The organism is Vagococcus sp. QWL-13 (assembly GCF_058683555.1).
This window is the reverse complement of sequence record NZ_CM178746.1, coordinates 1,268,902-1,295,014: the sequence shown is the minus strand read 5'-3', so window position 1 is coordinate 1,295,014 and position 26,113 is coordinate 1,268,902. Positions and strand designations below refer to the sequence as shown.

Below are 26,113 nucleotides of genomic sequence, written 5' to 3'. Positions count from 1 at the left end.
CCTCTTTCAAACATCTAAGCATCCTTTTTAACAAAAGGCATCATGGCACGCAACTCTGCCCCGACTTTCTCGATTTGATGACCTTTTTGTTCTTCGCGCATTCTGTGGAATTCCTTAAATCCGTTAGCATTATCCGCAACAAACTCTTTGGCAAACTTTCCGCTTTGGATATCAGCTAATATTTCTTTCATGCGGGCTTTTGTTTCTGATGTAACCACACGCGGTCCAGAAACATAATCACCATATTCTGCTGTATTTGAGATAGAATAGCGCATTTTTTCCATTCCGCCTTCATACATCAAATCTACAATCAGTTTCAACTCATGCAGCACTTCAAAATAGGCGATTTCAGGTTGATAGCCTGCTTCTACCAGCGTTTCAAAACCAGCTTGAACCAAGTGAGTCGTACCGCCGCACAACACTGCCTGTTCACCAAACAAATCTGTTTCGGTTTCTTCTTCAAAGGTCGTCTCCAAAACTCCTACACGGGTAGCACCGATGCCTTTAGCGTAAGACAATGCGATTTCTCTAGCCTTGCCTGTTGCATCTTGATAGACAGCAAACAATGCCGGCACGGCAAAACCTTCCACAAACGTTCTTCTGACCAAGTGTCCCGGTCCTTTCGGTGCAACTAAGAAAACGTCCACGTTTTTCGGAGGAACGATAACATCAAAATGAATATTGAATCCGTGGGCAAAAACTAATGCATTGCCGGCTTCTAAATTAGGCTCGATTTCTTCTTGATATAGTTTTCCTTGAATCTCATCAGGAGCTAAAATCATAACGATATCAGCTTTTTTAGTGGCTTCAAACACTGGATACACATCGAAACCATCTTTTGCTGCTGCATCGGCTGATTTCCCTTTGCGGACACCGATGATCACTTGATTGCCATTGTCACGCAAGTTTTGTGCATGGGCATGTCCTTGTGAGCCGTAGCCTAAAATAGCAATTACTTTCCCATCTAATTCATTTGATGTTACTGCGTCTTCATAATATACTTTTGTCATTTTTCTTCCTCCTAATTTGTCTGCTTCATACTTGATGTTCAAGACATCTTTTTTACATTTATAAACTTCTAGCCAAGCCGGTCACACCTGTACGGGCAAGTTCTTTTATCCCATACGGTTTGACCAGCTCGACGAAAGCATCTACCTTGTCGCTGGTACCCGTCACCTGAATCAAAATCGTCTTACTTCCTACATCAATCACACTGGCTCGAAAAGGTTCTATTAAAGCAAATAACTCTGAACGGGTAGCGGTAGGAGCATTGACTCTGACTAAAGCCAGTTCCCTTTCCAAATAAGCCACTTCCGTCAAATCAACCACCTTTAAAACGTCGATTTGTTTATTCAACTGTTTTAAAACCTGTTCGACTTCTTCTGATGAACCTACCATAACAAAAGTGATTCTGGAAATACCTTCTCTTTCCGTCACTCCAACTGAAATACTTTCAATATTGAATTGTCTCCTTGTGAGAACACCGCTCACCCGGTTTAAAACACCGGAGCTGTTGCGGACTTTTGCCGAAATGATTCTTCTCATAGTTACTCAACTCCAATCATTTCATCGTTATTTTTACCAGCCGGGACCATTGGCAAGACGTGTTCAGTCGGTGAAACCACCACTTCAATCAGCATGGACCCTTCTTCATTAAAAGCTGCTTTCAAGTCTTCCTCAAAAGTAGACGGATCATCGATTCTTCTTCCTTTAATGTGGTAAGCCTCAGCAAGCTTGATAAAATCCGGCTGATCCTCAAAGACTGATTCGGAACGCCGTTCTTCAAAGAAACATTCCTGCCACTGTCTGACCATTCCTAAAGAATGATTATTCAATAAAATAAACTTGATCGACAATTCATAGAGATTTAAAATTGCCAGCTCCTGATTTGTCATCTGGAATCCGCCGTCACCAACGAAAACAACTACTTCTTTCTCAGGACAGGCGATTTTAGCACCTATGGCAGCGGGAATACCGTAACCCATAGTTCCCAATCCCCCGCTGGTAATGATTTGTTTTTCTCTAGAGAAAGGATAATATTGAGCCGCCCACATCTGATGCTGACCCACATCCGTTGCAACAATGGCTTCTCCTTGAGTTATTTCTCCAATCAGTTCGATTACGCGCTGCGGTTTTATTTCCTCTTGCTGCTGCCGGTCAAACGTAAATGGATATTTTTTCGTTCTAGAAAGATTATGCTCTTTCCATTCATGGTGGCTTACTTTTTCCACTTCTTCTTTTAATAATTGCTGGAGCACTCTTTTGATATCCCCAACGATCGGAATGTCTGTATTCACTACTTTTCCTATCTCTGCAGGATCAATATCTACATGAACAATCGTCGCCTCTGCCGCAAATTTTTCCGGGTGACTAGCAAGACGGTCATCGAAACGAGAACCAAAATTAATCAGCAAATCACATTCGGTAATAGCCATATTAGCTGCGTAAGACCCATGCATGCCGCCCATTCCCAAAAACAAATCGTAGTCATAAGGAACGGTTCCCAATCCCAATAACGTATTCACTACTGGCAGTTCATACCTTTTGATAAATGTCATCAGTTCTTGACTCGCCTCGCTTCCAATCACCCCGGCTCCTGCCAGAACCAAGGGTTTTTTAGAAGCGGCAAGACTTTCCAATAATTTAGTGACCTGTATTTTATGGGGATCATAAGTCGGCTGATAGCTTTCCAGCTCTATATCATCACACTTTGGCGCATCTGTTTCCAATATCGTGATGTCTTTAGGCAAATCGATGACGACTGGCCCTTTCCTTCCGCTTGTAGCAATATGAAAAGCTTCATTGATGATTTTCGGTAAATCTTTTACGCAACGCACCTGGTAATTATACTTGGTGATTGGCATGGTCAAGCCCATGATGTCTGCTTCTTGAAAAGCATCTTTGCCGATTCCGGCAGTTCCGACTTGTCCCGTAAAAACAACTAGAGGAACTGAATCTCCCATGGCATCTGCAATCCCAGTCAAAACATTTGTCGCCCCTGGTCCGCTCGTTGCTATCACCACTCCAGGTTTTCCACTTGCCTTTGCATATCCCTCAGCAGCATGAACAGCTCCCTGCTCATGTCTGGTCAGTATATGGCGAATATCACTGTCATAAAGCTCATCGTATAAAGGAAGAACTGCTCCGCCTGGATAACCAAAAATTACTTCGACTTGTTGTTTCTCCAATGCTTCAAGTAAAAGTTTCGTGCCCTTTTTTATTTTTTTCTCCTCCTCCATTTTATTCTCCTCCTAATTTAGTAATTCATCTGGAATCTGCATCACTCCGCCTGTGTGGGCAGAAGTAACTAGTGCCGTATAACGAGCCAAATAACCAGTTTTTACTTTTGCTTTGAATGGAAGCAAGTGCTGCCTTCTTTCATCCAACACGTCGTCTTCAACCAAAACATTGATTGTACGTTCAGTCAGGTCGATAACAATTTCGTCTCCGTCCTCTACCAAAGCAATCGGTCCGCCGGCAGCAGCTTCAGGAGAAATATGTCCTACAGCGATGCCCCTTGTCGCTCCGGAAAAACGTCCGTCTGTTATCAAAGCCACGTCTTTTCCTAAGCCGCGCCCCACGATGCTTGATGTTGGAGCAAGCATTTCCGGCATACCCGGTCCGCCCTTTGGTCCCTCGTAGCGGATAACCACCACGTGCCCTTTTGTCACTGTATGATTATCAATGGCCGCTACGGCTTCATCATGGGTGGAAAAACAAATGGCCTTCCCTTTAAAGACTTTTACTGACGGGTCTACACCGCCAACTTTGATTACTGCTCCTTTAGGGGCAATATTTCCGTAGAGTATCGACAGTCCGCCGACAGGACTATATGCATCTTCCTTTGGACGGATAACTTCTGGATTTTTAATTTTTGCCTCTGCCACGTTTTCTCTTATAGTCTTACCTGTAACGGTTATCCGGTCCGGGTGAATAGCACCTTCGATATCTACTAATTCCCTGATAATAGCAGGAACGCCTCCTGCTTCATGGACATCGTGCATAGAGTAAGCAGAAGATGGCGCAATCTTAGAAAGATACGGCACACGTTCAGCAATCTTGTTGATATTTTCTAAATCATAATCGATTTCTGCTTCGTTGGCGATAGCTAAAGTATGGAGCACAGTATTCGTTGAACCGCCCATAGCCATATCCAGTGCAAACGCATCATCGATCGCTTCTTTGGTCACAATATTTCTAGGCTTGATTCCTTTTTTAACAAGGTCCATCAGATGAAATGCTGACTGCCTGACCAACTCTTTCCGTTCATCAGAAACTGCCAAAATAGTCCCGTTACCTGGCAAAGCTAACCCTAGAATTTCCATCAGACAGTTCATTGAGTTCGCTGTAAACATTCCGGCACATGATCCGCATGTTGGACAAGCGTTTTGTTCCATCTGCCTAAATTCTTCTGGTGTCAGTTTTCCTTCTTTAAAAGAGCCTACCGCTTCGAACATTGTAGAAAGTGTCATTGATTTGCCGTGGGGATCGATCCCCGCTTTCATAGGACCTCCTGAACAGAAGATTCCCGGCACATTGGTTCTCATAGCCGCTAAAATCATTCCGGGAGTGATTTTATCACAGTTGGGAATATAGAAAACACCATCAAACCAGTGAGCATTGATCACTGTCTCGGCTGCATCGGCAATAATTTCACGACTCGGCAATGAATATCGCATGCCGATATGCCCCATGGCAATCCCGTCATCTACACCAATCGTATTAAACTCAAAAGGAATTCCCCCAGCCTCTCTGATTGCTTCTTTGGCAATGTCTGCCAACTCACGCAGATGAACGTGCCCTGGTACGATATCGATATAAGAATTGCAAATCGCAATAAAAGGTTTCTCCATATCTTTTGCGCTTTTTACTTGTCCCGTTGCGTACAGCAAACTTCTGGCTGGTGCAGCGTCTATTCCTTTTTTTATTTTGTCACTTCTCAAATTCTTTCACTCCTTCGGTTGTCTAACTCAAGTGCCTCTCTCAAACTCATGGTTCCATGTTCTGTGAAACATCCATCTTTTGATTTCTAAGAAATAAAAAAGCATTCCATCTTGATTACTCAAAAATGGAATGCTTCGATGAATAAGAATCCCATTATCTTATGACAAACAGGACTCGAACATTTGCAAACTTCTCAAATGATCTAAGCCCTCTGTTGTAATAAAATAATGACAAATAGATTCTTATAAGATTTCATATCGGATAACTACTCCTTAAAATTAAAGATTGATTAGAAAATTAAAACTTATTAATAAATAGGATACATTCCCTTGGGACAAAAGTCAACACTTTTTTGTTAAATAGTTGAAATATTCTGAAAATTTGACAAAAAACTGGAAAATTTACTTTTTAAACAACTTTTTATTGATAGCTTAAGCTGCTTCTTTGCTTCTTATATATTCATTGAGCCAGATGACCGCTTCAAAGTCATGATAAAGTTTTTTAAACCTTTTATTGTCATAAATGCCATGCTGTTCGACTCCTCTCTACATCAAATGATAATAGAATTTTCTCAAAATCTATCAGTCATCACGATAAGCGGTAAAAAAATTCAGATAAAAGGAAATTTAGTGCTATGAAAACAAATGATTGACACTTCTTTCGGGACGTGGTAAATTATAAAAAATGACACGCGTGTCATTTTAAGAAAGGGATGCTGATATGTCGAATAAACCCAGTGGAAAAATTCGTGAGGAAAAGCGAAAAATGATTATTGAGAAATCCCGAAAAGTATTCGGACAAAAAGGGTATTCTAATGTGACGATGAAAGACATCGTGGATGCCTGCCAAATCAGCCGGGGTGGATTGTATCTTTATTTCTCATCAATAGAAGAACTTTTTCAAGAAGTCGTTATCGACCAGTCAAAGAAGAAGTTTAATATCATCAACCAGATGGTAGAAGAAGACCAACCCTTTGAAAAAATCCTTGCTCTGTATTTAGAATTACAAAAAAACCGTTTGCTTAATATTGATGACGTTATACTCGTGGCAACTTACGAATACTATCGCTCTCATCAAACAGAGGAGCAAATCCAGTTCCAGCGCAGTTATGTGGCATACTTGAAAGAGATCATTTACAATGTCCTTGCTTTAGGTGTAAAGCAAAACGCCATCACCAATCAAAATATTGACGATATTGCGGACACCTTTATTTTTTTACTTGAAGGAATGAGTGTCTTTCGTACATTTAATCAATTATCAGAAAAACAAATCACTCAGCAACTTAATCTCTTAGAGACATTATTAGAAAAAAACAATTAGTTTCAAGCAAAAAAATTTAAGGAGTGGGTTCCGATTAAAACAATCAAAACTCAAAGTTTAGTTATCTTAGCAATTTTCACTGCCATCATCTTTTTATTGAGTTTCACCCCTATTGGTTTTATCCAATTGCTTTTTATTAAAGCTACAATCATCCATGTGCCGGTGATTATCGGCTCGATCTTATTAGGACCTAAAAAAGGAGCTTTTCTAGGGTTTGTTTTTGGTCTGACCAGTTTCATTAGTAATACCACTGCACCCGTGGTCAGCTCCTTTGTCTTTTCCCCGTTTATCCCTTTACCAGGGACCAATCAGGGCAGTTACTTAGCATTAATTATTTGTTTCGTCCCTAGAATTTTGACAGGTGTTGTTCCATATTTTGTCTATCAATTCCTGAAAAAACGTATTAAGAATAAAGACAGTTTGTCTTTTGCCATCGCCGGAATTCTTGGAACCATGACCAATACCCTTCTTGTTATGAACGGGATATTCTTTCTTTTCGGCGATGAATATGCACTTGTGAAGGACATCAACCTTAACGCTGTTTATACGGTTATTTTGAGCATCATTGTGACTAATGGTGTGATGGAATCCATTGTGGCGGCAGTCATCGTGACACTTGTCTGCAAATCTCTGCTGAGAAATAAGAAAATTACCCAGATGCTTGAAACACTCTCAACTGATATGACCAAAGGAGCAAGTAAGCGATGAATATTCTGATTACTGCAGGCGGAACAAAAGAAAAAATAGATGACGTCCGTTACATTGCCAATCATTCCACAGGAAGACTGGGAGCAGCCATTGCTGAAACATTTGCGAAAGATGCTGAAAATAAAATTGTCTACCTCCACGGCACTGGTGCGATTGTTCCGGAACACCCCAATATTTTTCCAATTGGGGTATTTTCCACTGAAGAATTGAAAATACAATTGGAGGAGCAATTAAAAAAAGAAAAATTTACAGCCGTCATCCACAGTATGGCTGTGAGCGATTATACGGTGGCAAACACTTTCAGTGAAGCAGATTTTTTGTCGGCATTTGCTGAAAAAATACCAATAGAACAAGAAACAGGCCAGCTTTCGTGGACTATAGATGAACTTTTGTCTGCTTTGGAAAAACATTTTCAATCCATCGGTTCTCAGCAAAACCATAAAATAAGTTCTGATTTTGATAATCTGCTGATACGAATGGAAAAAAATCCTAAAATTATCCAAAGCATCAAACTTTTACAACCTGAAACGCTTTTGGTAGGCTTCAAACTTCTTGTGAACACCACGGAAACAAATTTAATTAATGTAGCTCTCCGTTTGATGGAAAAAAATAACTGCGATTATGTTCTGGCAAATGATTTGAGCACCATCAAGGGAGATAAGCACCGTGGAATTCTAGTCAGCAAGGACCGCAGCACTCAAATAGCTCAAACGAAGCAGGAAATTGCTGAGATGATTGTAAAAACTATTAGAGACAACTCAAAAACGGAGGGAAAATAACTAATGACAAATATTTTACTAGGTGTTTCGGGAAGTATTTCTGCTTATAAAGCGGCAGATATCACCAGTCAGTTTACAAAAAAAGGCTGGACGGTTGACGTAGTCATGACGAAAAACAGTCAAGAATTCATCACTCCCTTAGCTCTCCAATCATTATCCAAAAAACCGGTCTATTCTGACTTGATGATTGAAAATGCGCCGGAAAACATCACCCATATTGACCTGGCAAAAGCAGCAGATTTGTTTATCATCTCCCCGGCAACTGCCAATGTGATTGCCAAACTTGCAAACGGACTGGCTGATGACTTGCTATCCGCCGTTGCTTTGGCTTTCCCTAATCCAAATATGCCGAAGTTGATTGCACCGGCGATGAATACTTATATGTATGAACACCCGATAGTCCAAAAAAATTTATCGATTCTCAAAGAAATCGGCTATACCATCATTGAGCCAAAGGAAAGTCTGTTGGCTTGCGGTGATTTTGGCAAAGGGGCTTTACAAGACGTTGATGTGATTGTTAAATACGTGGAAGAACAGATAGGTAAATAAAAACAGTAGAGATGATATTCTAAAAAAATTACAAAACTCCCAATTTTCAACTTCAATGTGAGACTTTCAAACAAATGCGCCCACATCTAAAAATCCACCCAAAATCTATTTTAAGATTTTGGGTGGATAATTTTTCTATAATTTTCAATTTTATTTATTATCTCAACAACCATTGTTTAGTTAAAATCCATCATAGCTAGAGGCAAGTTGTAAATCCAGTGTCTCATTTAACAGTGATTAAAATCAGTAACTGGAAAGTTTATTGTTTCTCTCTAATTTCACTTAATTTTACTTTCCGATCCTCTTTCAGAGAAAGTGTGCACGCATCTGCCGTTGCAATAGAGGATCTCGCAGCCTTACCATTTAACAAACTTTCAAATTCTTTATCTGGTGCTTTTCCATTCATAATGTTATGGAAATAAAGCATTTCTTTTTTCATAATACTATGTAACCACATCGGTGGGATTTTACCTGGTTGACCATATTGAATAGCTCCATCCATATCTGTTCCTCGATAAATAGCTGTTCTATTATCATCTTCTTCTTGAGTTTCATGAACCAAGAATCTTTCTTCTCCCTCCTCAGTTTTTAATGTCATTCCCACATTATTCATATCTATTTTTATTGCTCCTAAAGTTCCTTGAATTAATAAATAATGCTCTGTCCAGCGGAAAGCTGAGCCGTATTCAAGCAGCGCGAACTTATTACCTTCAAACTCAAGATTAATGAATAACATATCATCTTCATCACCAAATTCTTCTCCCTGGTGTGCCACATTTCCACCGGTCATTGTAGCCGCTAAGGGATCTCCCAAAATAAATTGAATACAATCTAATTCATGAATATGATGGTATAAATGTCCACCTGATTTACTTCGTATTTTCTTCCAAATAATTTCTTTTTGAGGCTCTTCCCAACCATTTCTAGCTGAATGGCAATACAAAACTTCACCAATTTTACCCTCTTCAATTAATTTTTTGGCTGTCCGTACACCATTAAAGAAATTCATTACATGTCCGGCCATAAAGGTCAGCCCTTTATCATCACATGCTCTCACCATCTCATCGCAGTCTTCAAAAGAAAGTGCGATTGGTTTCTCACAAAAAACATGTACATCATGTTCAGCAGCTTTTAGAACAGCTTCTTTATGCAGATAATTAGGAGACGCTACAATTACTGCATCAACGTCTTCTCTACTAAACAATGTATCTAAATCAGTTTCATAGTCGCAGTCTAGCTCCTTTGCGATTGTTTCAGCATTATTAGGATCATAAACCGCTACAATTTCTGCTCCTTGATTTTGCTTCATGATTCGCGCTAGTTCTGCACCAAAATAACCTACTCCTACAACTGCATATCCTGTTTTGCTCATATTTTCTCTCCTCAAATTATTTTATTTAGTGGCACCTTCAGCTAATCCGCTGCTTATTTTATTTTGAATGAAAACAAAGAATATCACCGATGGTAAAACCACCAAACTTGATGCTGCCATCATTTGACCCCAGTCTAATATTTCTTGGTTTTCTAAGGCTCTTAAAGCCACTGCAATGGTCATTTTTTCTGTACTATTAATCAAAATTAATGAATATAAAAATTCATTCCAAGCATTTATAAATGTGTAGATAGCTGTTGCCACAATTCCAGGCGCAACAATTGGTAAAACTACTTGAATAAATACTTGCAGTTTATTGGCACCGTCAATTCTTGCTGCTTCTTCAATTCCTAGTGGAACTGTTTCAAAAAAACCTACTAACAGCCAGACAGCATAAGGTACACTAAATGATAGATAAACAATAATTAAACCTATCCTAGTATTAACTAAACCTAATGCTCCGATAATGACAGAGTAAGGAATAGCTAACAAAATTGGTGGAAACATGTAAGTAGTAATTAATAATCTTGTTAAAGCTTTTCCAACCCTTGGGAAAAATCTAACCACTCCATATGCAGCTAAAGCTGAAATTGTTACAGCTACAAAAGTTGTAGCCAATGCAATCACTAGACTATTAACAATATAGTTTCCAAAATTCAATTCAGATAATACATAGCGGAAATTCTCAAATGTCCATTGTTTAGGTAAAATATCGGTAGGATATTGATTGATTTCTCCCGGTCCTTTAAAAGCTGATAAAATAATCCAAAGTAAAGGAAAAACTGCAACAACCGAGGCTAAAATTAATGTTACATATTTGATAATTGTTTTGAAAGATAATTTTTTCCTCATTACACATTCTCCTTTTCCTTTTTATCTGAGTAGTAAAAATAAATTGAACAAACTATTAATAAGAAGATCAGCATGATAATAGTAATAGCAGATGATTTCCCTAATAGTTTGAGACCCCAACCCATCTTATAAGCATAAATAGGTAAAGTCATTGTAACATTAGCTGGACCACCACCAGTTAATAAGTAGACCATATCGAAGTTTGTGAAAACCCAAATAGTTCTCAAAATAACTAGCAAACCTACCACTTTACTAATGTGTGGAATGGTTACACTAACAAAAGTTTGCCAAGCACTAGCCCCATCCATTTTTGCCGCTTCATACTGTTCCTCTGGAATTGTTTGGAGGGCAGACAAAATGTTCACCATAATCATTGGTGTTCCAAACCACAAGTTGACAAATAATATAGTTGGAAAAACCAAAGTTCCTGAACTAAGAAATTGTGGTAACGTGTCTGTCAATCCCAAATTAACTAACATCGTTGGAATAAAGCCATAGACTCCATTCAATAAAAACTTCCAAATAACTGCAATCACCACAACAGGAAACGCCCAAGGTACGATAAGCAAAACACGGAACATTTTTTTCCCGATTTTGATACTATTTAGCAACATTGCTAATATAAACCCTAAAATAACTTGTCCGCCGATAGATGCTACAGTCCATTTTATTGACATGAAAAATGCTTTATAAAATTGTTCATCAGCAAGTATCTGCTTGTAGTTTTGCAATCCTACAAATGTGCTTACCGGTCTTGTTAAATGCTTAGAGGTAAAACTGTAAACAACACTTGAGAGAACCGGATACAAAAGTAAAGAAACAATAACTAAAATCGCTGGTAATATAAACAACCAAGAAGTATAATTTATCTTTTTAATTCTTTTTATCACTCATTCCCCTCCTATCCATCATCATGAATAATGACTATTGTTCCACACTACTGAATATTTCGTTTAACTCCTCTTCTGCTGCCTTAGCTGCTTTTTCAACTGGTACATCATTAGTTATAATATCTTGGAACATACTCTCAATAACACCTTGAGATACTAATAAACCTGCTTGAACACTAGGACCATGTTCATAACCTATTGCAGTTCCCTTTGCTACCGCATCACTAATAACTTTTTCTGCGTGAGAGAATTGTTTAACTATTTTATTTTCTTTATAAGCTGGTTCTTCGCTGATATCATTCAATGAAGGCAACATACCAACTGGTGTAGCTGAAAGAAATTCAATATAACGATCCTTTTCAAAGAGGTATTCTATAAACGCTTTACAAACTTCTGGATGCTCTGAATTTTCCCAGACAACCATAGGAATATTTGCAGTTTCAATCCCTAATTCCTCATCGTCTTTATTTACTTTTGGAATAGGTGCAGCATCAATATATTCAAGCAAGTCTGGCGAGTTAGCCTCTACTCCAGCAATCTGAAAACCACTATTAAAATCAAAAGCTGTTTTTCCCTGATAATAGAGAGTGGCTTGGTCTAGTACATTATAGGATATGGAATCTTTAGGGGAAGCCTTTTCATAAACATCAACCCAGAACTTGATTCCTTCAATCGCAGCATCACTAGTTATATTGGCCTTTAAATCATCAGTTAACAAACTTTCTCCGTGACTTCTGACATAGTAGTTCAAGTATCTAGTCCCTAGGAAATCATTAGATCCCGTTGGGAAAGAGGCACCGTAAACACCATCTTTTGTTAAAATTTCTGCTGCCTTTGAAAATTCATCCCATGTTTCTGGTATTTCCAAATTATTCTCTTCTAATAAATCTTTTCTAATCCACATCACTTGAGCATGGGAATATAAAGGAATAGAATAATCATTACCATCCACGTGTCCTTCACCAATTGACATCTCAGAAAAACGATCACGACCAATATTGTCAATCAAATCATTCAGAGGCACAACTGCACCTGAATCTATCATTTCCACAACATGATTCGGTAAAGCCGTACTCATGTCTGGTACATTATTAGAGGCTAAACCGGTAGTCCATTTTTGATAAAAATCATCCCACGAAAACGACTCAATTTTTATTTTTACGCCAGGATGTTCTTTTTCAAAATCTTCTGCAGATTTTTGAATCGATTCCATCCGCGGCCCTTGAGTAAATGAATGCCAAAATGTGATTTCGCCATTTAATTCACCATCAACAGTCGCCTCTTCCTTTTTATCCTTTCCACAAGCACTAATTAAAAATATTGATGCTAATAAAGCAAAGCCCCAAACTAACATTTTCTTTTTAAATAATTTTCTCATGATTTTTCTTCCTTTCAGCTTTAAATTTCTTTGATTTTACCCACAAATTTAGTTATTTCTTTTGTGTCATCGCTTATCTTTCCTCCTACTTTATGAGCTTCATTAGGGTAACAAATTAAAAAATCACCTGGTTTCAATCTAACTTCTACTTGAGCTTTCCCTCTTAAAAACATAATATCTTTGCTGATATCATAAGATTCTAATTCGTTTAAAACTGTTGCATCCGCCAAATCTATTTTTTCTTCACCAGACAAAATATAATGCACATCAATAAACTTTTTGTGATTTTCAAACACTCTTTCCTCTTCGGGCTTAGCTGTAAAAAATATTTTATTAATTGTCATTTTTTGTCTTGAAATTAATTCACTTTGTCTACTATATTCCTTCATTATTTTTAACATTTGATGGATTTCTTCCATCTGCTGATACCTTTGAATGTTTTTTATATTGTCAATAATCATTATCCTAACCCCTTACGCCAAAGAGTTTTTTGCAGCTTCAATCATTTTATAGCATTCTTTGATGGTATCCAAATCTTGATCTTCTACATTTGGTAGAGGCTCACGAACCCCCCCAATGGTTACTCCTTGCAACTCTAGTACCTTTTTTATAACTGCGTAAATATTACCTTTACATGAAGTAAGTTTAGCAATAATTAAATTGACTTGATTCTGAATGGCTAACGCTTGGGCTAGTTCATTATTTTTTATATGCTGATCCATGGCAATGAAAAGCTCGGGCATTACACCATAAGTTCCACCAATGCCTCCTTCTGCCCCCATTACTCTACCACCAACAAACTGCTCATCGGGTCCGTTAAAAACAATGGAAGGCTTCTCACTAAAAATTTTAAAATTATTGATATCCTGCACTGGCATGGAAGAATTTTTTACGCCTATCACTTGCTTATGCCCCATCATCTCTTGAAACAACTTAACTGATAGTGAATAACCTGTAGTTTGAGGAATGTTGTAAATGATAAAGTCCAGTGCAGTAGCTTCTAGAATACTTGTCCAATAAGCTTTAATCGCATGTTCTTGTAAGACAAAATAAATTGGTGGAATTGCTGCCAAAGCATCAACCCCCAGTTTTTCTGCATGCTTAGCAAGCTCAATACTATCCCGAGTTGAACTTGCCGCCACATGAGCAATGATCAACATTTCATCTCCAACTGCGTCAACCACAGTTTCTAAAACTAGTTTTCTTTCTTCTACATTTTGGTAGATACATTCGCCACTGCTTCCCCCTACATAAAGTCCCTTGATTCCTTTAGCTAAGAAATATTTGGCTAAATTTCTTATTCTCTCTGGTGAAATATTTCCTTCATCATCGTAACAAGCATAAAATGCGGGTATAACTGTTTTATATTTTTCTAATTTTGTCATTTAAACATCTCCTTTAAAAGTTACTTTACGATTTTTTAAAACACAAGATAACTATATGCCTTGCTTCTTTTTAAAATGGAACAATGCTCCTAGTAAATTAGCGATTTCATTATTTTCAGCAAAAACAACCTCGCTATTATTGAAAAAAGCATCTTCTATGTTTTCGGCAACTTTTGTTAATAATTTTTCATAGAGATAATCTTTCTGATTAATAATTCCTCCTGCAATGATTATTTTTTCTGGGGCTAATAAATACGTCACATTTATAACCGCAACACTTAGATTTTCTAGAAGGTAATCAATTTCTTCAATACATACTTTATCCCCAGCTTTTGCAGCTTCAAAAATTTTTTTTCCATCCAAAGTAGCATTTTTCTTTCGGTTTACTCTATCAATCAAACTTGTTGCAGAAGCAATGTCTTGGAAATTTTTATTAGCAACTTTCATATATCCAATTTCACCAGCCGAATAATTATTCCCATGGAGAATTGAATCATTAAACATAACTGCACCACCAATACCTGTACCAATAGTCAAACAAACTAGAGACTTGCTATTTTTCCCACTTCCCTTCCAATATTCACCTAATGCTGTACAATTCACATCATTTTCCACTTCACATGGTATATTAAACTTCATTTCAATTGTTTTCTTTATTTGCGCCCCTTTATAATCTGGAATCGTATAGCCAGAATAAATCACTTCCCCTTTTTCTGAATCAATAACTCCTGAACTGGCGACACAAACTCCTTTAATCGGATTATTTTTAATTACTCCCGCAACAATTTCTAACAAGATATCCAAAATGGACTTCTTCTCATTAATCGAAGATACTGAACTTATTTCAGATAAAAGAACCCCCTCTTGACTGAACAGACCAAATTGAATGCTCATCCCTCCAACATCTAAGCAAAGATAAGCTTTATTTACTGTCACTTCTATCTTCCTCTTTCATTCTGTTTATTTCATTAACAAATGTTAACGTGATTTGTTGTGGTCGAGTGATTGCTCCTCCGATAACTACTGAGTGGCACCCCATTTCAAGAACCTTTCTTGCCTTTGTTGGACTGTCAATTTTCCCCTCAGCTATAACTGGCAGGCTGGTAGTCTCTAAAACTTTTTTTAAAAATTTAAAATCATTGTCAGCTATATTTTTAGCTTGAGTTTGATCTGTATAACCGTATAATGTGGTTCCAATGATATCGAACCCGAATTCTTCAGCTTTTTTTATATCAGCAATTGAACTTGAGTCAGCCATCAATAAAATATTCGGGTATTCAGCCTTTGTCGTTGCAACAATTTCTTTTAATTTTTCATCATTAGGTCTTTGACGCAAGGTAGCATCCATTGCAACTATTTCTACGCCCGTTTCACAAATCTCTCGAACTTCAGCTAAGGTTGGCGTAATGAACACAGGTGAATCAGGGTATTCTTTTTTTAAAATCCCTATAATAGGAACAGATACGGTTTCTTGAATCGCTTTAATATCCTCAGTGGAGTTAGCTCGAATACCAACAGCACCAGATTGAACGGCGGCCAGTGCCATTCTTGACATTATAAAAGAACTATGTAAAGGTTCCTCTTCAAGTGCTTGACAAGAAACGATTAAATTGTTTTTTATGTTACTTAATATTTGACTTTTCATCTTTTGCTCCTAACTCTTTTAGATTTCCACTAGTGGTAATACTCTCAAATTCAGTATACATTAAGAAATTAATTTTATCAATAGTATTTTTATGAAAATAATTTTCTTATTGATTTTAAAACTAACACTCGTATTAAATTCATTTAGAGATAATTTACGAAAATAATTTTCTAGTTGCTTAAATATTGATAATGATTTAAAATTCAAAGCATATCTTCATAATATTAAAACCAAGGAAGGAAAGTAATTATGACTATCATTGAAGAAATTCAAGACAGATTTCCTAATTTTTCCGAAAAAGAAAAACAAATCGCCACTTACCTATTGCAAAGTATTAATGAAATCAAAAACATTAATATCTCTGATTTGGCTAAGTTAACGGATACTTCTCCTGCTACCATCACCCGATTCGCAAAAAAAATAGGCTGCGAAAGTTTCGTTGAATTAAAAATTCGCTTAAACGCCTCAATGATTGAAATTCCCAAAAATGATCACAATAAAAAATCTGACCAAATTTATAACTTCTACTCGAAGGTAATTAAAAATACACAACGTATGACAAAAAATGAACAAATAAAAAATGTTGTGAGTTTGATTGAGAAAGCTGACCGAGTACTGGTTTTTGGTGCTGGAAGTTCTGGGTTGACTGCTACAGAACTGACTTACCGTTTATTGCGAATGGGGTTAAATGCTTCAGCGATTACCGACCCCCATTTTATGATTATTAGTAGTTCCATTGCCACAAAAAAAGATTTAGTGATAGGTATTTCATCAACTGGAGAAACTATGGAAGTTTTAAATGCCATGAAATTAGCAAAAAAAGCTCAAGCTAAAATAGTCAGTTTAACCAGTTTCTCCAAAAGTTCCATCTCACAATTGAGTGATATCAGTTTAGTATCGTATAGTAGCAAATTTATCGACAATGAACGCTTTATTAATTCCCAATTTGCTACCATCTACATCATTGACATCATCACTACTCTATTACTTGAAAAAGAAGAATATCGTCATAATATGGAGCATACTATTGATGTAATTACCAAATCAATCGGGGATGATTAACTTGAAAATAAAAATTGATTATGGAAAAACTGTACTTTTTTTAGATTTGTACAGATTTTTGTTCAACAAACCAGCAAAATAGAATAATAGAAGAAGTTCTCTTTCAATAGAAAAAGCATACGAATCTGATAGATGATTCGTATGCTTTACATTTTCTTACTAATTCAACTATTTTAAACAGAATGGTTAATCGCTTTATCCCCGATATCTATCCGGTAAAATGTCCCGTCGGTATCGACAATTGACAAAGCATCATAAACTTTCTTTTGTGCTTCTTTCAGATTGTTCCCCTCTGCCGCAACAAGATAGACTCTCCCGCCGTTTGTTACAAGATTCCCGGAATCTTCTGCCACACCAGCATAAGAAACGGTCACAATATCTGAAAATTCAGGGATAGGAGCCCCTTTTTCATATTCTCCCGGATACCCTTCTGCTGCGACCACAACTCCCAAACAAGATAGTTCATGATCCCATGTTACTTCAGGTTTTCTTTCATTCAACAAATCATCAATGACCTGTGCCAGATCACTTTTTAATCTAGGTAAAATCACCTGTGTTTCAGGATCGCCAAATCTCGCATTAAATTCGATGGTCTTCGGTCCTTCATCTGTTGCAATTAAACCGGCATATAAAATCCCGGCAAAAGGTGTACCGTTCTTAACCATCCCTTCAGCAGCAGGCTGGAGTATTTTATCAATTGCTGTCTGAACCATCCACTCTGGAATTTGCGGAACTGGGGAATAAGCCCCCATGCCGCCCGTGTTTGGTCCCTTATCCCCGTCAAAAGCTGCCTTGTGATCTTGAGCAACAACCATAGGATACACTTCTTTTCCGCGAACGAACGCCAGCAGAGAAAACTCCTGCCCTTGGAGAAATTCTTCGATGACTACACGAGTGCCGCTTTCACCAAATCTTTTGTCCACCATCATCTCTTTCAAGGCTTCCAGTGCTTCATATTCGGTTTCTGCAACTACGACACCTTTTCCGGCAGCTAACCCATCAGCTTTGATGACGATAGGTGCTCCCATCTTTTCAACATATTTTTTTGCTTCATCAAAAGCCGTGAAAACCTGATAATCAGCCGTTGGAATGTTATTTTGCTTCATAATTTTTTTTGCAAATTCCTTTGATCCTTCAATCATCGCAGCATTTTTTCTTGGGCCATAGATTTTCAGTCCCGCCTGCTCAAAATCATCAACAATACCATTTAACAAAGGAATTTCCGGACCGACAAATGTCCAGTCAATTTGATGTTTTTTAGCAAATTCAATCAGTGCTTCATGATTATCTTCTGCTATATCTACTAGTTCAACACCATCTTGTAACATGCCAATGTTGCCTTTAGCACAGTAAACATTGGTTACCTTTGGACTTGAAAGCAGCTTTCTAGCGACTGCATGTTCGCGGCCTCCGCTGCCTATCACCAATAATTTCATTTAAGTACGCTCCCTTTGATTATTTAAAAAACGGAAAGCTTTTATATAAGCCGAAGTATTAGCCATTAATGTCTAAAATGGCGAACGCCTGTAAAGACCATGGTCACACCATATTTATTTGCCATATCAATAGAATCTTGATCCTTGATACTTCCGCCTGGTTGGACAATAGCTTTGATTCCGTGCTGTGCAGCATACTCTACACTGTCATCCATCGGAAAATATGCATCACTTGCTAAAACAGCCTCAGCCGCTTTATCACCTGCCTGCTCAATAGCAATTTTAACAGAGCCTACACGATTCATTTGTCCGGCACCGATTCCCAAAGTCTGTTTGGTATTTGCTACGACGATAGCATTGGATTTTACGTGTTTGACAGCTTTCCAGGCAAAAGATAAAGCAGCAAGCTCTTCTGCTGTCGGCTTTCTTTCTGTCACTACTTCCCATGCCTGCACATCTTCCTCAAGTATATCCTGATCTTGGACTAGCAGTCCGCCTAGCACAGAAACAATTTCTCTTTTTGGCTTTTCAGCTTTTTTAGAAAAATCAAGGGTTAGTAAACGGATATTTTTCTTTTTGGATAAAATTTCTAAAGCTTTGTCAGAAAAACTCGGAGCAATGATGATTTCCAGAAAAATACCGCTCATGTCCCTGGCGCTTTTTTCGTCTACTTCCCGGTTCAAGACAATGATGCCGCCAAAAATGGAAACAGGGTCTGCCTCATAAGCCGCACAATATGCCTCATAAATCGTCTTTCCTGTGCCGATACCGCAAGGATTCATATGTTTTAAAGCAACCACAGTAGGTTCATCGAATTCCCGGGCGATTTTAATTGCCGCATCTGCATCCTTAATATTGTTATAGGACAACTCTTTCCCGTGAAGCTGTTTTGCTTGGGCAATAGAATAATCGCTGGGCAGCAATTCCTTATAAAATTCAGCTTTTTGGTGACTGTTTTCCCCGTAACGCAAAGTTTGTTTCAATTCATAGCTTAGCGTCAATTTCTCTGGCAAATGTTCTTCGACTGCATTGGTCAAGTATTCCGCAATCAGGGCATCATAACTGGCAGTATGGCGAAAAACTTTCGCTGCTAACTTTTTACGTGTAGGTAACGTTGTTTCGTTCCCTTCATGCAATTCTGATAGAACCAAAGAATAGTCTTCCGGATCCACGATTACTGTAACTGCAGCAAAGTTTTTGGCCGCCGAGCGCAACATGCTTGGACCGCCAATATCGATATTCTCAATAGCTTGCTCTTCTGTCACATCTTTCTGGGAAATCGTTTCTTTAAAAGGATATAAGTTCACACATACAAAATCTATTGGTAGGATGTCATGTTCGTTCATGGCCTCTAGATGACTTGATAAATCCCGTCTGCCAAGAAGTCCTCCATGTATTTTAGGATGCAGTGTTTTCACCCGTCCATCCATCATCTCCGGAAATCCAGTGACTTCATCTATGCTGATAGTAGGTACACCTGCTTCATCCAGCGTTTGCTTCGTCCCACCAGTAGAAATAATCTCTATGCCGCAAGCCTGTAATTCTCTTGCAAATTCAACGATTCCGTTTTTATCTGAAACACTGATCAATGCTCGTCTTGTCATAATAGATCACTATTCTCCTTTATGTTAAAATCTAACTTCCCTTTGCCAATAATTTGTTGCAGCACTTTGGGATATAGCTCGTGTTCTTTTTTATGAATCCGTTCTTCTAATGTGTCCAATGTGTCTTCTGAATAAACTGGAACCGTCTCTTGAGCAATCATTGGGCCAGTGTCCACACCATCATCCACAAAATGAATAGTGACGCCTGTTTGAGAGACACCAGCCTCAAAAGCATCTCTGATACCATGCAGCCCTGGATATGCAGGCAGCAAGGATGGATGGATATTGATAATCCGATTTGGATAAGCTTCAAGCAGTTCTTTTCCAATGATACGCATATAGCCTGCAAGAATAACCCAATCTACTTGCTTTTCACTAAGCAAATTCAAAATTGCCTGCTCATAAGCCCCCTTTGAGTCAAACTCTTTGGGACCAAAAGCGACAGATGGAACTTGATACTTCTCAGCCCGTTTTAAAACATAGGATTCTCTTTGGTCAGAAAAAAGCAAAACTACTTCCATCTCCAGCTTTCCTGCTGCAACAGCTTCCATGATAGCTTCAAAGTTACTGCCGTTGCCAGATGCGAATACTGCCACTTTCATGTTGCCGATCTCCTTATTCATGATATAAAGCCCTCTGATAGTTTTGATTTATCATTAAAAACAAAATATAATCTCCTAAATTTTTGCGAATCGACATTTTGTTAAACATTTTTAAACGTGATAGCTTCTTCTTTTTTTGAAACTACATTCCCAATCACATAATTCGGTTCATTCAACTCTGTTAAAATAGTTTGAACATTTTCTACGTTTTCTTTAGAAACTGCCAGCACCATACCGATACCCATATTAAAAATTTCGTACATTTCTAAATGAGGGATGTCTCCGTACTTTTGCAAAACATCAAAAATCGGCAATTTAGGCCATTCTCCCAAAGTCACTTTGGCTGCCAATGAATCATCAGGCAGCATCCGTGGGATATTTTCCACAAATCCGCCCCCTGTGATATGTGCCACACCATTTATTAATCCTTTTTTTGCAAGGGGCAAGAGAGAGTTCACATAAATTTTGGTTGGAACCAATAATTCTTCCGCAAGTGTTCTCCCCTGTAATTCAGGCAAAGTATCCTCAAGAGAAAATGAATGGTCTTGGAAAAAGATTTTCCGCACAAGAGAATAGCCGTTTGAGTGGATACCTGTCGAAGGAAGACCGATCAAGACATCACCTTCAGATATTTTTTCACCTGTAATCAACTGGTCTTTTTCTGCAATCCCAACAGCGAAACCCGCCAAATCATAATCTTCATCATCATACATCCCCGGCATCTCAGCGGTCTCTCCGCCAATCAATGCAGCACCTGACTGCACACAGCCTTCCGCAACACCTGCAACTATCTGCTCAATTTGAGCGGGATCATTTTTACCGGTGGCAAGATAATCCAGAAAATAAAGAGGTTCTGCACCCTGGGCAACAATATCATTGACACACATCGCCACACAGTCTATTCCAATAGTGTCATGCTTGTCGGCTTGAATCGCCAGAAGCAGTTTTGTCCCCACACCATCTGTCCCCGAAACAAGGACAGGATGTTTGTAATTCAATTCACCTAGATCAAAACAACCGCCAAATCCGCCGATTTCCCCCATGACTCCCAAACGTTCCGTTCGCTTAATATGTTTTTTGATTCTTTTCACTACTTCATAACCAGCTTCTACATCTACGCCAGCTTTTGAATAGGCATTTCCCAATTGATTTCTCTTCCTTTCTTCACTGTCTCCCACGCTTTTAAATTTACCTCAATTTTTTCCTTTAATCATTGACTAATGGTTAACTGAGATGAGCACTCCTAAGTACCCCTGACTACTTATCAGAAAAAGGAATTTTTTTCTCCCAGTGATTTACGATAATTTTCTTCATAATCATAAAGTTTAGTTGGGTAATCCCCATTAAAATAAGCCATACACAAACCTGAATAAGGTGCATCGAAATCTAGACCAATGCCATCAATCAACCCTTCTTCACTCAAATAATACAAGGAATCTGCCCCTATCCAATCCCGTATTTCTTCCACAGTATGATTAGCAGCAATCAACTCGTTGCGTGTTTGAATGTCAATCCCATAAAAGCTAGGATATTTTAACGGCGGTGAAGCAATCCTCACGTGGACTTCTTTCGCTCCGGCTTCTTTTAACAACTGGACGATTCTCTTGCTGGTAGTCCCCCGCACGATGGAATCGTCTACCATGATTACTTTTTTGCCTTCAACCACACCCCGGACGGCTGATAATTTCATTCTCACCCCTTGTTCCCGTAATTCTTGGGTGGGTTGAATAAAGGTTCTAGCCACATATTGATTTTTCACCAGTCCCATTTCATAAGGGATACCTGAAGCTTCAGCATATCCGCTGGCTGCCGATAGGGAAGAGTTTGGAACACCGATGACCATGTCCGCTTCTACAGGAGCCTCTTTTGCCAGATTGCTTCCTGTTTTCTTTCGTGCCGAATGCACATTGATTCCCGCAATATTGGAATCAGGACGGGCAAAATATATGTACTCCATAGAACAAATAGCGTACTGAACCTCATCGGTATATCGGTCAATATGATAGCCTTCATCGTCAATAATCACGATTTCTCCCGGTTTTACATCACAAATAAACTTGGCTCCGCTCACTTCAAGAGCACAAGTTTCTGATGCTACTACATACGCCCCGTTGGTCATCTGACCAATGGATAAAGGGCGGAAACCATTCGGGTCTAAGGCCGCCACCATCTGTGTTTCATTCATCAGCAAATAAGCAAAAGCCCCTTTGACTACATTCAAGGCTTCCTTTAATTTCTCGATGAACGTTTTTTTGGTACTTTTGCGGATAAGATGCATTAAAATTTCCGTATCTGAAGTAGAATGGAAAATCGTCCCGTCTTCTTCCAACATCCTGCGCAATGACTTGGCATTAGTCAAATTTCCGTTATGTGCAAGTGCAACTTGCCCATCGTGAAACTCAAACAAAAACGGCTGGATATTGTTCAAGGTGTTTTTACTCGAGGTTGAGTATCTCACATGACCTATTGCACTGGAACCAGACAACATTTCCATGTGAGTTTCATCTTGGAAGACTTCCGCTAAAAGACCATGTCCGCGATGACGCTGGAGAATCCCGTTTTCATTAGCAGCAATACCGGCACCTTCCTGTCCGCGATGCTGCAAACTGTGCAAACCAAAATAAGTGACGCGGGCAGCATCTGGGTGTCCCCAGATGCCGAAAATCCCGCACTCTTCATTTAAACTTTTTACTTCATAAGACATGGAATGGCTTCCTCCCAAAGTTGCTTAGCTTCTGCAGTTGCCAAATCTATCTCACCATTCTCTGCTGTAATTGATAATTTTCCTTGTCCATTAACTTCACCGATCAATACCCCGTTGTCTTTAATCAACTCTTCAAATGCCTGCTGATTTTCTTTCTTCACAGAAATTACGAAACGTGACTGTGTTTCAGAAAACAGATTTTCTACTGGCATTGAAACTTTGACTGAAATACCTAAATTATTTCCGAAAGCAGATTCAGCTAAAGCAACCCCTAGCCCGCCTTCAGAACAATCATGGGCACTTTCTACCAGACCGTTTTGAATTGCCTGCAATACTAAGTCTTGATTTGTTTTTTCAGCTTTCAAATCGAAGGACATCAGTTTCCCTTCGATGCGGCCCAACTGCATTTTTTGCAATTCAGATCCGTTGAAGTCCGCAAAAGTATTTCCTACCACATAAATCAAATCTCCTGCTGACTTGAAGTCTTGTGTTGTCACATGGTCCAGCTCTTTTATCAAACCAACCATACCGATTGTTGGCGTCGGATAAATCGCTTTGCCGTCTGTCTCATTATATAAGGAGACATTTCCCGAAATTACTGGTGTGCCCAACTCACGGCAAGCCGCAGAAATTCCGTCTGCTGAAGTCCACAGCTCCCAATAGCCTTCCGGTTTATCCGGAGAACCATAGTTAAGACAATCTGTGAGCGCTAACGGCTGCCCGCCGCTGGCTACAATATTTCTGGCAGCTTCAGCTACAACAATTTGCCCGCCGACTTCAGGATTTAAATACAAGTAACGTGCATTACAATCAATCGTCATGGCCAGTGCCTTATTTGTACCCCGTACACGTAAAACAGCAGCATCGCTTCCCGGACCGACCACTGTGTTGGTCAATACTTGGGAATCATAAGTCTCAAAAATAGCTCTCTTCGAAGCAATGGTCGGCTGTTGCAGCAAATCTTTTAAAACTTCCGTGGCATCGGCCACTTCAGGAACAAAGTCTGCCATTTCATTGAACTCTTTGATTCTTGCTGGTTCTTCTTTTTCAGGCTGATAGACAGGAGCTTCCTCTGCCAATGCATCAACCGGAACATTAGCTACTTCTTCACCTAAATGATACAAACGATAGAGACCGTCATCGGTCACTTCACCGATTGTGACTGCATCAAGATCATATTTATGGAACAATTCTTTGACTTGGTCTTCGGAACCTTTTTTCACACAAATCAGCATCCGCTCTTGGGACTCTGACAGCATCATTTCATAAGGTGTCATATCAGCTTCACGTTGTGGTACATCGTCCAGATAAAGCACCAACCCAGACCCGGCTTTTGAAGCCATCTCGGAACTGGAAGAAACTAATCCGGCAGCTCCCATGTCTTGAATCCCTACTAAAATATCAGAGTGATCAAGGATCAGTTCCAAACAAGCCTCTAATAATAATTTTTCCATAAAAGGATCGCCCACTTGTACTGCTGAACGCTGCTGTTCGCCGCCTTCTACAAACTCTTCCGACGCAAATGTCGCTCCGTGGATACCATCACGACCGGTTTTCGCTCCGACATACATAATGGAGTTCCCTACTCCTTTAGCTTGTCCTTTTTGGATATCTTTATGTTCCATCAACCCTACACACATTGCATTCACGAGGGGGTTCCCTTCGTAACATGGATCAAAACAAATCTCGCCGCCCACTGTGGGAACACCGATACAGTTACCGTAACCGCCGATTCCTGCCACCACTTGCTCTAATAAAAATTTAGTTCTCGGAGTATTCAGTTCACCAAATCTCAATGAATCCAGCATCGCAATCGGACGAGCACCCATACTGAAAATGTCACGGATGATTCCTCCCACTCCAGTGGCTGCACCTTCATAAGGTTCCACCGCAGATGGATGGTTATGACTTTCAGCTTTAAAAACGACTGCCTGATCATCACCGATATCAATAATCCCTGCGCCTTCCCCTGGTCCTTGTAGTACTTGCGGACCTGATGTGGGGAATTTTTTTAACACTGTTTTTGAATTTTTATATGAACAATGTTCACTCCACATCACTGAAAACAACCCGGTTTCAGTGTAGTTAGGCATTCTTCCTAAAATATCTTCTTCTACCATCCGATATTCTTCATCTGTCATGCCCCAGTCAACATAGATACGTTTTTCTTTAATTTCTAAAGGAGTTGGCTCCATGATTTTTCCCATTTAAACTGTCACCTTTCCGAAATTTTTTATCATTGATTGGAAGAGTTTTTTGCCATCTTCCGACCCTAGCAACTTTTCTACCGACCGTTCAGGATGGGGCATCATCCCCAGCACGTTGCCCTGTTTGTTAATGATGCCGGCAATATTTTCCAGACTGCCGTTTACTTCTTCTTCATAAGTAAACACGATTTGATTATTAGCTTTTAAGTCAGCCAATGTCTCATTATCACAATAATAATTCCCTTCACCATGCGCAATCGGCAAACTGATAAGTTCGTCTTCGTCGTATTCAGAAGTAAACTTTGTACGATTATTCACTACTTTTAACGGAACGGGACGGCAGATAAATTTCAGAGAACTGTTTTTTAATAATGTTCCCGGCAAAAGTCCTGCTTCCGTCAATATCTGGAAACCATTGCAGGTGCCAAAAACCGGACGCCCTTCTTCTGCAAAACGCACAACTTCTTCCATGATATTAGAAAATCGAGCAATGGCACCGCAACGCAAATAATCCCCGTAGGAAAAGCCTCCGGGAAGCAGCACACCATCAAAGCCGGCTAAGCTGGTTTCGTTATGAGAAACGTATTCGGCCTCCACACCCATCACATCTTTCACTGCCCATAACAAATCCATGTCGCAATTTGACCCTGGAAATACAATGACTGCAAATTTCATT

At 39.1% G+C, this 26,113-nt stretch carries 24 protein-coding genes; 5 read left to right on the top strand and 19 right to left on the bottom strand.

The window, feature by feature from the left end; all coding sequences use genetic code 11:
- Positions 1-14: 14 nt before the first annotated feature.
- Genes ilvC through ilvD form a run of 4 tightly spaced genes read right to left on the bottom strand, consistent with a single transcriptional unit; the run spans position 15 to position 4,943 of the window.
- Positions 15-1,010 (bottom strand): ketol-acid reductoisomerase, encoded by a 996-nt coding sequence (gene ilvC, locus AC4PHI_RS05970; protein WP_492201393.1) that lies wholly within the window; start codon positions 1,008-1,010, stop codon positions 15-17.
- A 58-nt stretch (positions 1,011-1,068) separates the two neighbouring features.
- Positions 1,069-1,545, bottom strand: a complete 477-nt coding sequence (gene ilvN / locus AC4PHI_RS05965; protein ID WP_492201392.1) for an acetolactate synthase small subunit — start codon at positions 1,543-1,545, stop codon at positions 1,069-1,071.
- 2 nt (positions 1,546-1,547) lie between these two features.
- Positions 1,548-3,239, bottom strand: a complete 1,692-nt coding sequence (gene ilvB / locus AC4PHI_RS05960) for a biosynthetic-type acetolactate synthase large subunit (protein WP_492201391.1) — start codon at positions 3,237-3,239, stop codon at positions 1,548-1,550.
- 12 nt (positions 3,240-3,251) lie between these two features.
- On the bottom strand, positions 3,252-4,943 hold the full coding sequence (gene ilvD, locus AC4PHI_RS05955; RefSeq protein WP_492201390.1) for a dihydroxy-acid dehydratase: 1,692 nt from the start codon (positions 4,941-4,943) through the stop codon (positions 3,252-3,254).
- 766 nt (positions 4,944-5,709) lie between these two features.
- Here ilvD and AC4PHI_RS05950 point away from each other — a divergent pair.
- The 4 genes from AC4PHI_RS05950 to coaC are packed head-to-tail and all read left to right on the top strand — an operon-like array spanning position 5,710 to position 8,300.
- On the top strand, positions 5,710-6,264 hold the full coding sequence (locus tag AC4PHI_RS05950) for a TetR/AcrR family transcriptional regulator (protein ID WP_492201389.1): 555 nt from the start codon (positions 5,710-5,712) through the stop codon (positions 6,262-6,264).
- A 33-nt stretch (positions 6,265-6,297) separates the two neighbouring features.
- Positions 6,298-6,972, top strand: coding sequence for an ECF transporter S component (locus AC4PHI_RS05945; protein ID WP_492201545.1), 675 nt, complete (start codon positions 6,298-6,300; stop codon positions 6,970-6,972).
- On the top strand, positions 6,969-7,751 hold the full coding sequence (locus tag AC4PHI_RS05940; RefSeq protein ID WP_492201388.1) for a phosphopantothenoylcysteine decarboxylase domain-containing protein: 783 nt from the start codon (positions 6,969-6,971) through the stop codon (positions 7,749-7,751). Before AC4PHI_RS05945 ends, AC4PHI_RS05940 begins: the two co-directional genes overlap by 4 nt.
- A 3-nt stretch (positions 7,752-7,754) precedes the next feature.
- Positions 7,755-8,300, top strand: a complete 546-nt coding sequence (coaC, locus tag AC4PHI_RS05935; RefSeq protein ID WP_492201387.1) for a phosphopantothenoylcysteine decarboxylase — start codon at positions 7,755-7,757, stop codon at positions 8,298-8,300.
- A gap of 259 nt (positions 8,301-8,559) precedes the next feature.
- Here the strand turns inward: coaC and AC4PHI_RS05930 are convergent, their stop codons facing one another.
- From AC4PHI_RS05930 to AC4PHI_RS05895, 8 genes are read right to left on the bottom strand one after another with little or no spacing between them, the layout of a single operon-like run.
- Positions 8,560-9,672 carry a Gfo/Idh/MocA family protein gene (locus AC4PHI_RS05930; protein ID WP_492201386.1) on the bottom strand — a complete coding sequence of 371 codons (1,113 nt, stop codon included), beginning with the start codon at positions 9,670-9,672 and terminating at the stop codon, positions 8,560-8,562.
- A gap of 21 nt (positions 9,673-9,693) precedes the next feature.
- Positions 9,694-10,524 carry a carbohydrate ABC transporter permease gene (locus AC4PHI_RS05925; protein WP_492201385.1) on the bottom strand — a complete coding sequence of 277 codons (831 nt, stop codon included), beginning with the start codon at positions 10,522-10,524 and terminating at the stop codon, positions 9,694-9,696.
- Positions 10,524-11,411, bottom strand: a complete 888-nt coding sequence (locus tag AC4PHI_RS05920) for a carbohydrate ABC transporter permease (RefSeq protein ID WP_492201544.1) — start codon at positions 11,409-11,411, stop codon at positions 10,524-10,526. The genes AC4PHI_RS05925 and AC4PHI_RS05920 overlap by 1 nt, the downstream gene beginning before the upstream one ends.
- A gap of 37 nt (positions 11,412-11,448) precedes the next feature.
- A complete protein-coding gene (locus AC4PHI_RS05915; protein WP_492201384.1) occupies positions 11,449-12,792 on the bottom strand; it encodes an ABC transporter substrate-binding protein in 1,344 nt (447 codons plus the stop codon).
- A 20-nt stretch (positions 12,793-12,812) separates the two neighbouring features.
- A complete protein-coding gene (locus AC4PHI_RS05910; RefSeq protein ID WP_492201383.1) occupies positions 12,813-13,253 on the bottom strand; it encodes a NanQ anomerase/TabA/YiaL family protein in 441 nt (146 codons plus the stop codon).
- 12 nt (positions 13,254-13,265) lie between these two features.
- Positions 13,266-14,177 (bottom strand): dihydrodipicolinate synthase family protein, encoded by a 912-nt coding sequence (locus AC4PHI_RS05905; RefSeq protein ID WP_492201382.1) that lies wholly within the window; start codon positions 14,175-14,177, stop codon positions 13,266-13,268.
- Between the two features lie 51 nt (positions 14,178-14,228).
- Positions 14,229-15,113, bottom strand: coding sequence for an ROK family protein (locus AC4PHI_RS05900; RefSeq protein WP_492201381.1), 885 nt, complete (start codon positions 15,111-15,113; stop codon positions 14,229-14,231).
- The gene (locus tag AC4PHI_RS05895; RefSeq protein WP_492201380.1) at positions 15,100-15,822 is read right to left on the bottom strand and encodes an N-acetylmannosamine-6-phosphate 2-epimerase; all 723 of its coding nucleotides are present in this window, start codon (positions 15,820-15,822) and stop codon (positions 15,100-15,102) included. The genes AC4PHI_RS05900 and AC4PHI_RS05895 overlap by 14 nt, the downstream gene beginning before the upstream one ends.
- Positions 15,823-16,071: 249 nt before the next feature.
- Between AC4PHI_RS05895 and AC4PHI_RS05890 the strand changes: the two genes are divergently transcribed.
- Positions 16,072-16,884: a MurR/RpiR family transcriptional regulator gene (locus tag AC4PHI_RS05890; protein ID WP_492201379.1), complete on the top strand. Its 813-nt coding sequence runs from the start codon at positions 16,072-16,074 to the stop codon at positions 16,882-16,884.
- 173 nt (positions 16,885-17,057) lie between these two features.
- Here AC4PHI_RS05890 and purD read toward each other — a convergent pair whose 3' ends face one another.
- From purD to purQ, 7 genes are all read right to left on the bottom strand, one after another.
- Complete coding sequence (gene purD / locus AC4PHI_RS05885) at positions 17,058-18,320, bottom strand: phosphoribosylamine--glycine ligase (RefSeq protein ID WP_492201378.1); 1,263 nt, start codon at positions 18,318-18,320, stop codon at positions 17,058-17,060.
- 65 nt (positions 18,321-18,385) lie between these two features.
- Entirely contained in the window at positions 18,386-19,924 is a 1,539-nt protein-coding gene (gene purH, locus AC4PHI_RS05880; RefSeq protein ID WP_492201377.1) for a bifunctional phosphoribosylaminoimidazolecarboxamide formyltransferase/IMP cyclohydrolase, read from the bottom strand.
- Complete coding sequence (gene purN, locus AC4PHI_RS05875) at positions 19,921-20,526, bottom strand: phosphoribosylglycinamide formyltransferase (RefSeq protein WP_492201543.1); 606 nt, start codon at positions 20,524-20,526, stop codon at positions 19,921-19,923. The genes purH and purN overlap by 4 nt, the downstream gene beginning before the upstream one ends.
- 101 nt (positions 20,527-20,627) lie before the next feature.
- A complete protein-coding gene (gene purM / locus AC4PHI_RS05870; protein ID WP_492201376.1) occupies positions 20,628-21,671 on the bottom strand; it encodes a phosphoribosylformylglycinamidine cyclo-ligase in 1,044 nt (347 codons plus the stop codon).
- Positions 21,672-21,790: 119 nt separating this feature from the next.
- Positions 21,791-23,230, bottom strand: coding sequence for an amidophosphoribosyltransferase (purF, locus tag AC4PHI_RS05865; RefSeq protein ID WP_492201375.1), 1,440 nt, complete (start codon positions 23,228-23,230; stop codon positions 21,791-21,793).
- Positions 23,215-25,437, bottom strand: coding sequence for a phosphoribosylformylglycinamidine synthase subunit PurL (gene purL / locus AC4PHI_RS05860; protein WP_492201374.1), 2,223 nt, complete (start codon positions 25,435-25,437; stop codon positions 23,215-23,217). The genes purF and purL overlap by 16 nt, the downstream gene beginning before the upstream one ends.
- Positions 25,438-26,112, bottom strand: a complete 675-nt coding sequence (gene purQ / locus AC4PHI_RS05855) for a phosphoribosylformylglycinamidine synthase subunit PurQ (RefSeq protein WP_492201373.1) — start codon at positions 26,110-26,112, stop codon at positions 25,438-25,440.
- Position 26,113 lies beyond the last annotated feature (1 nt).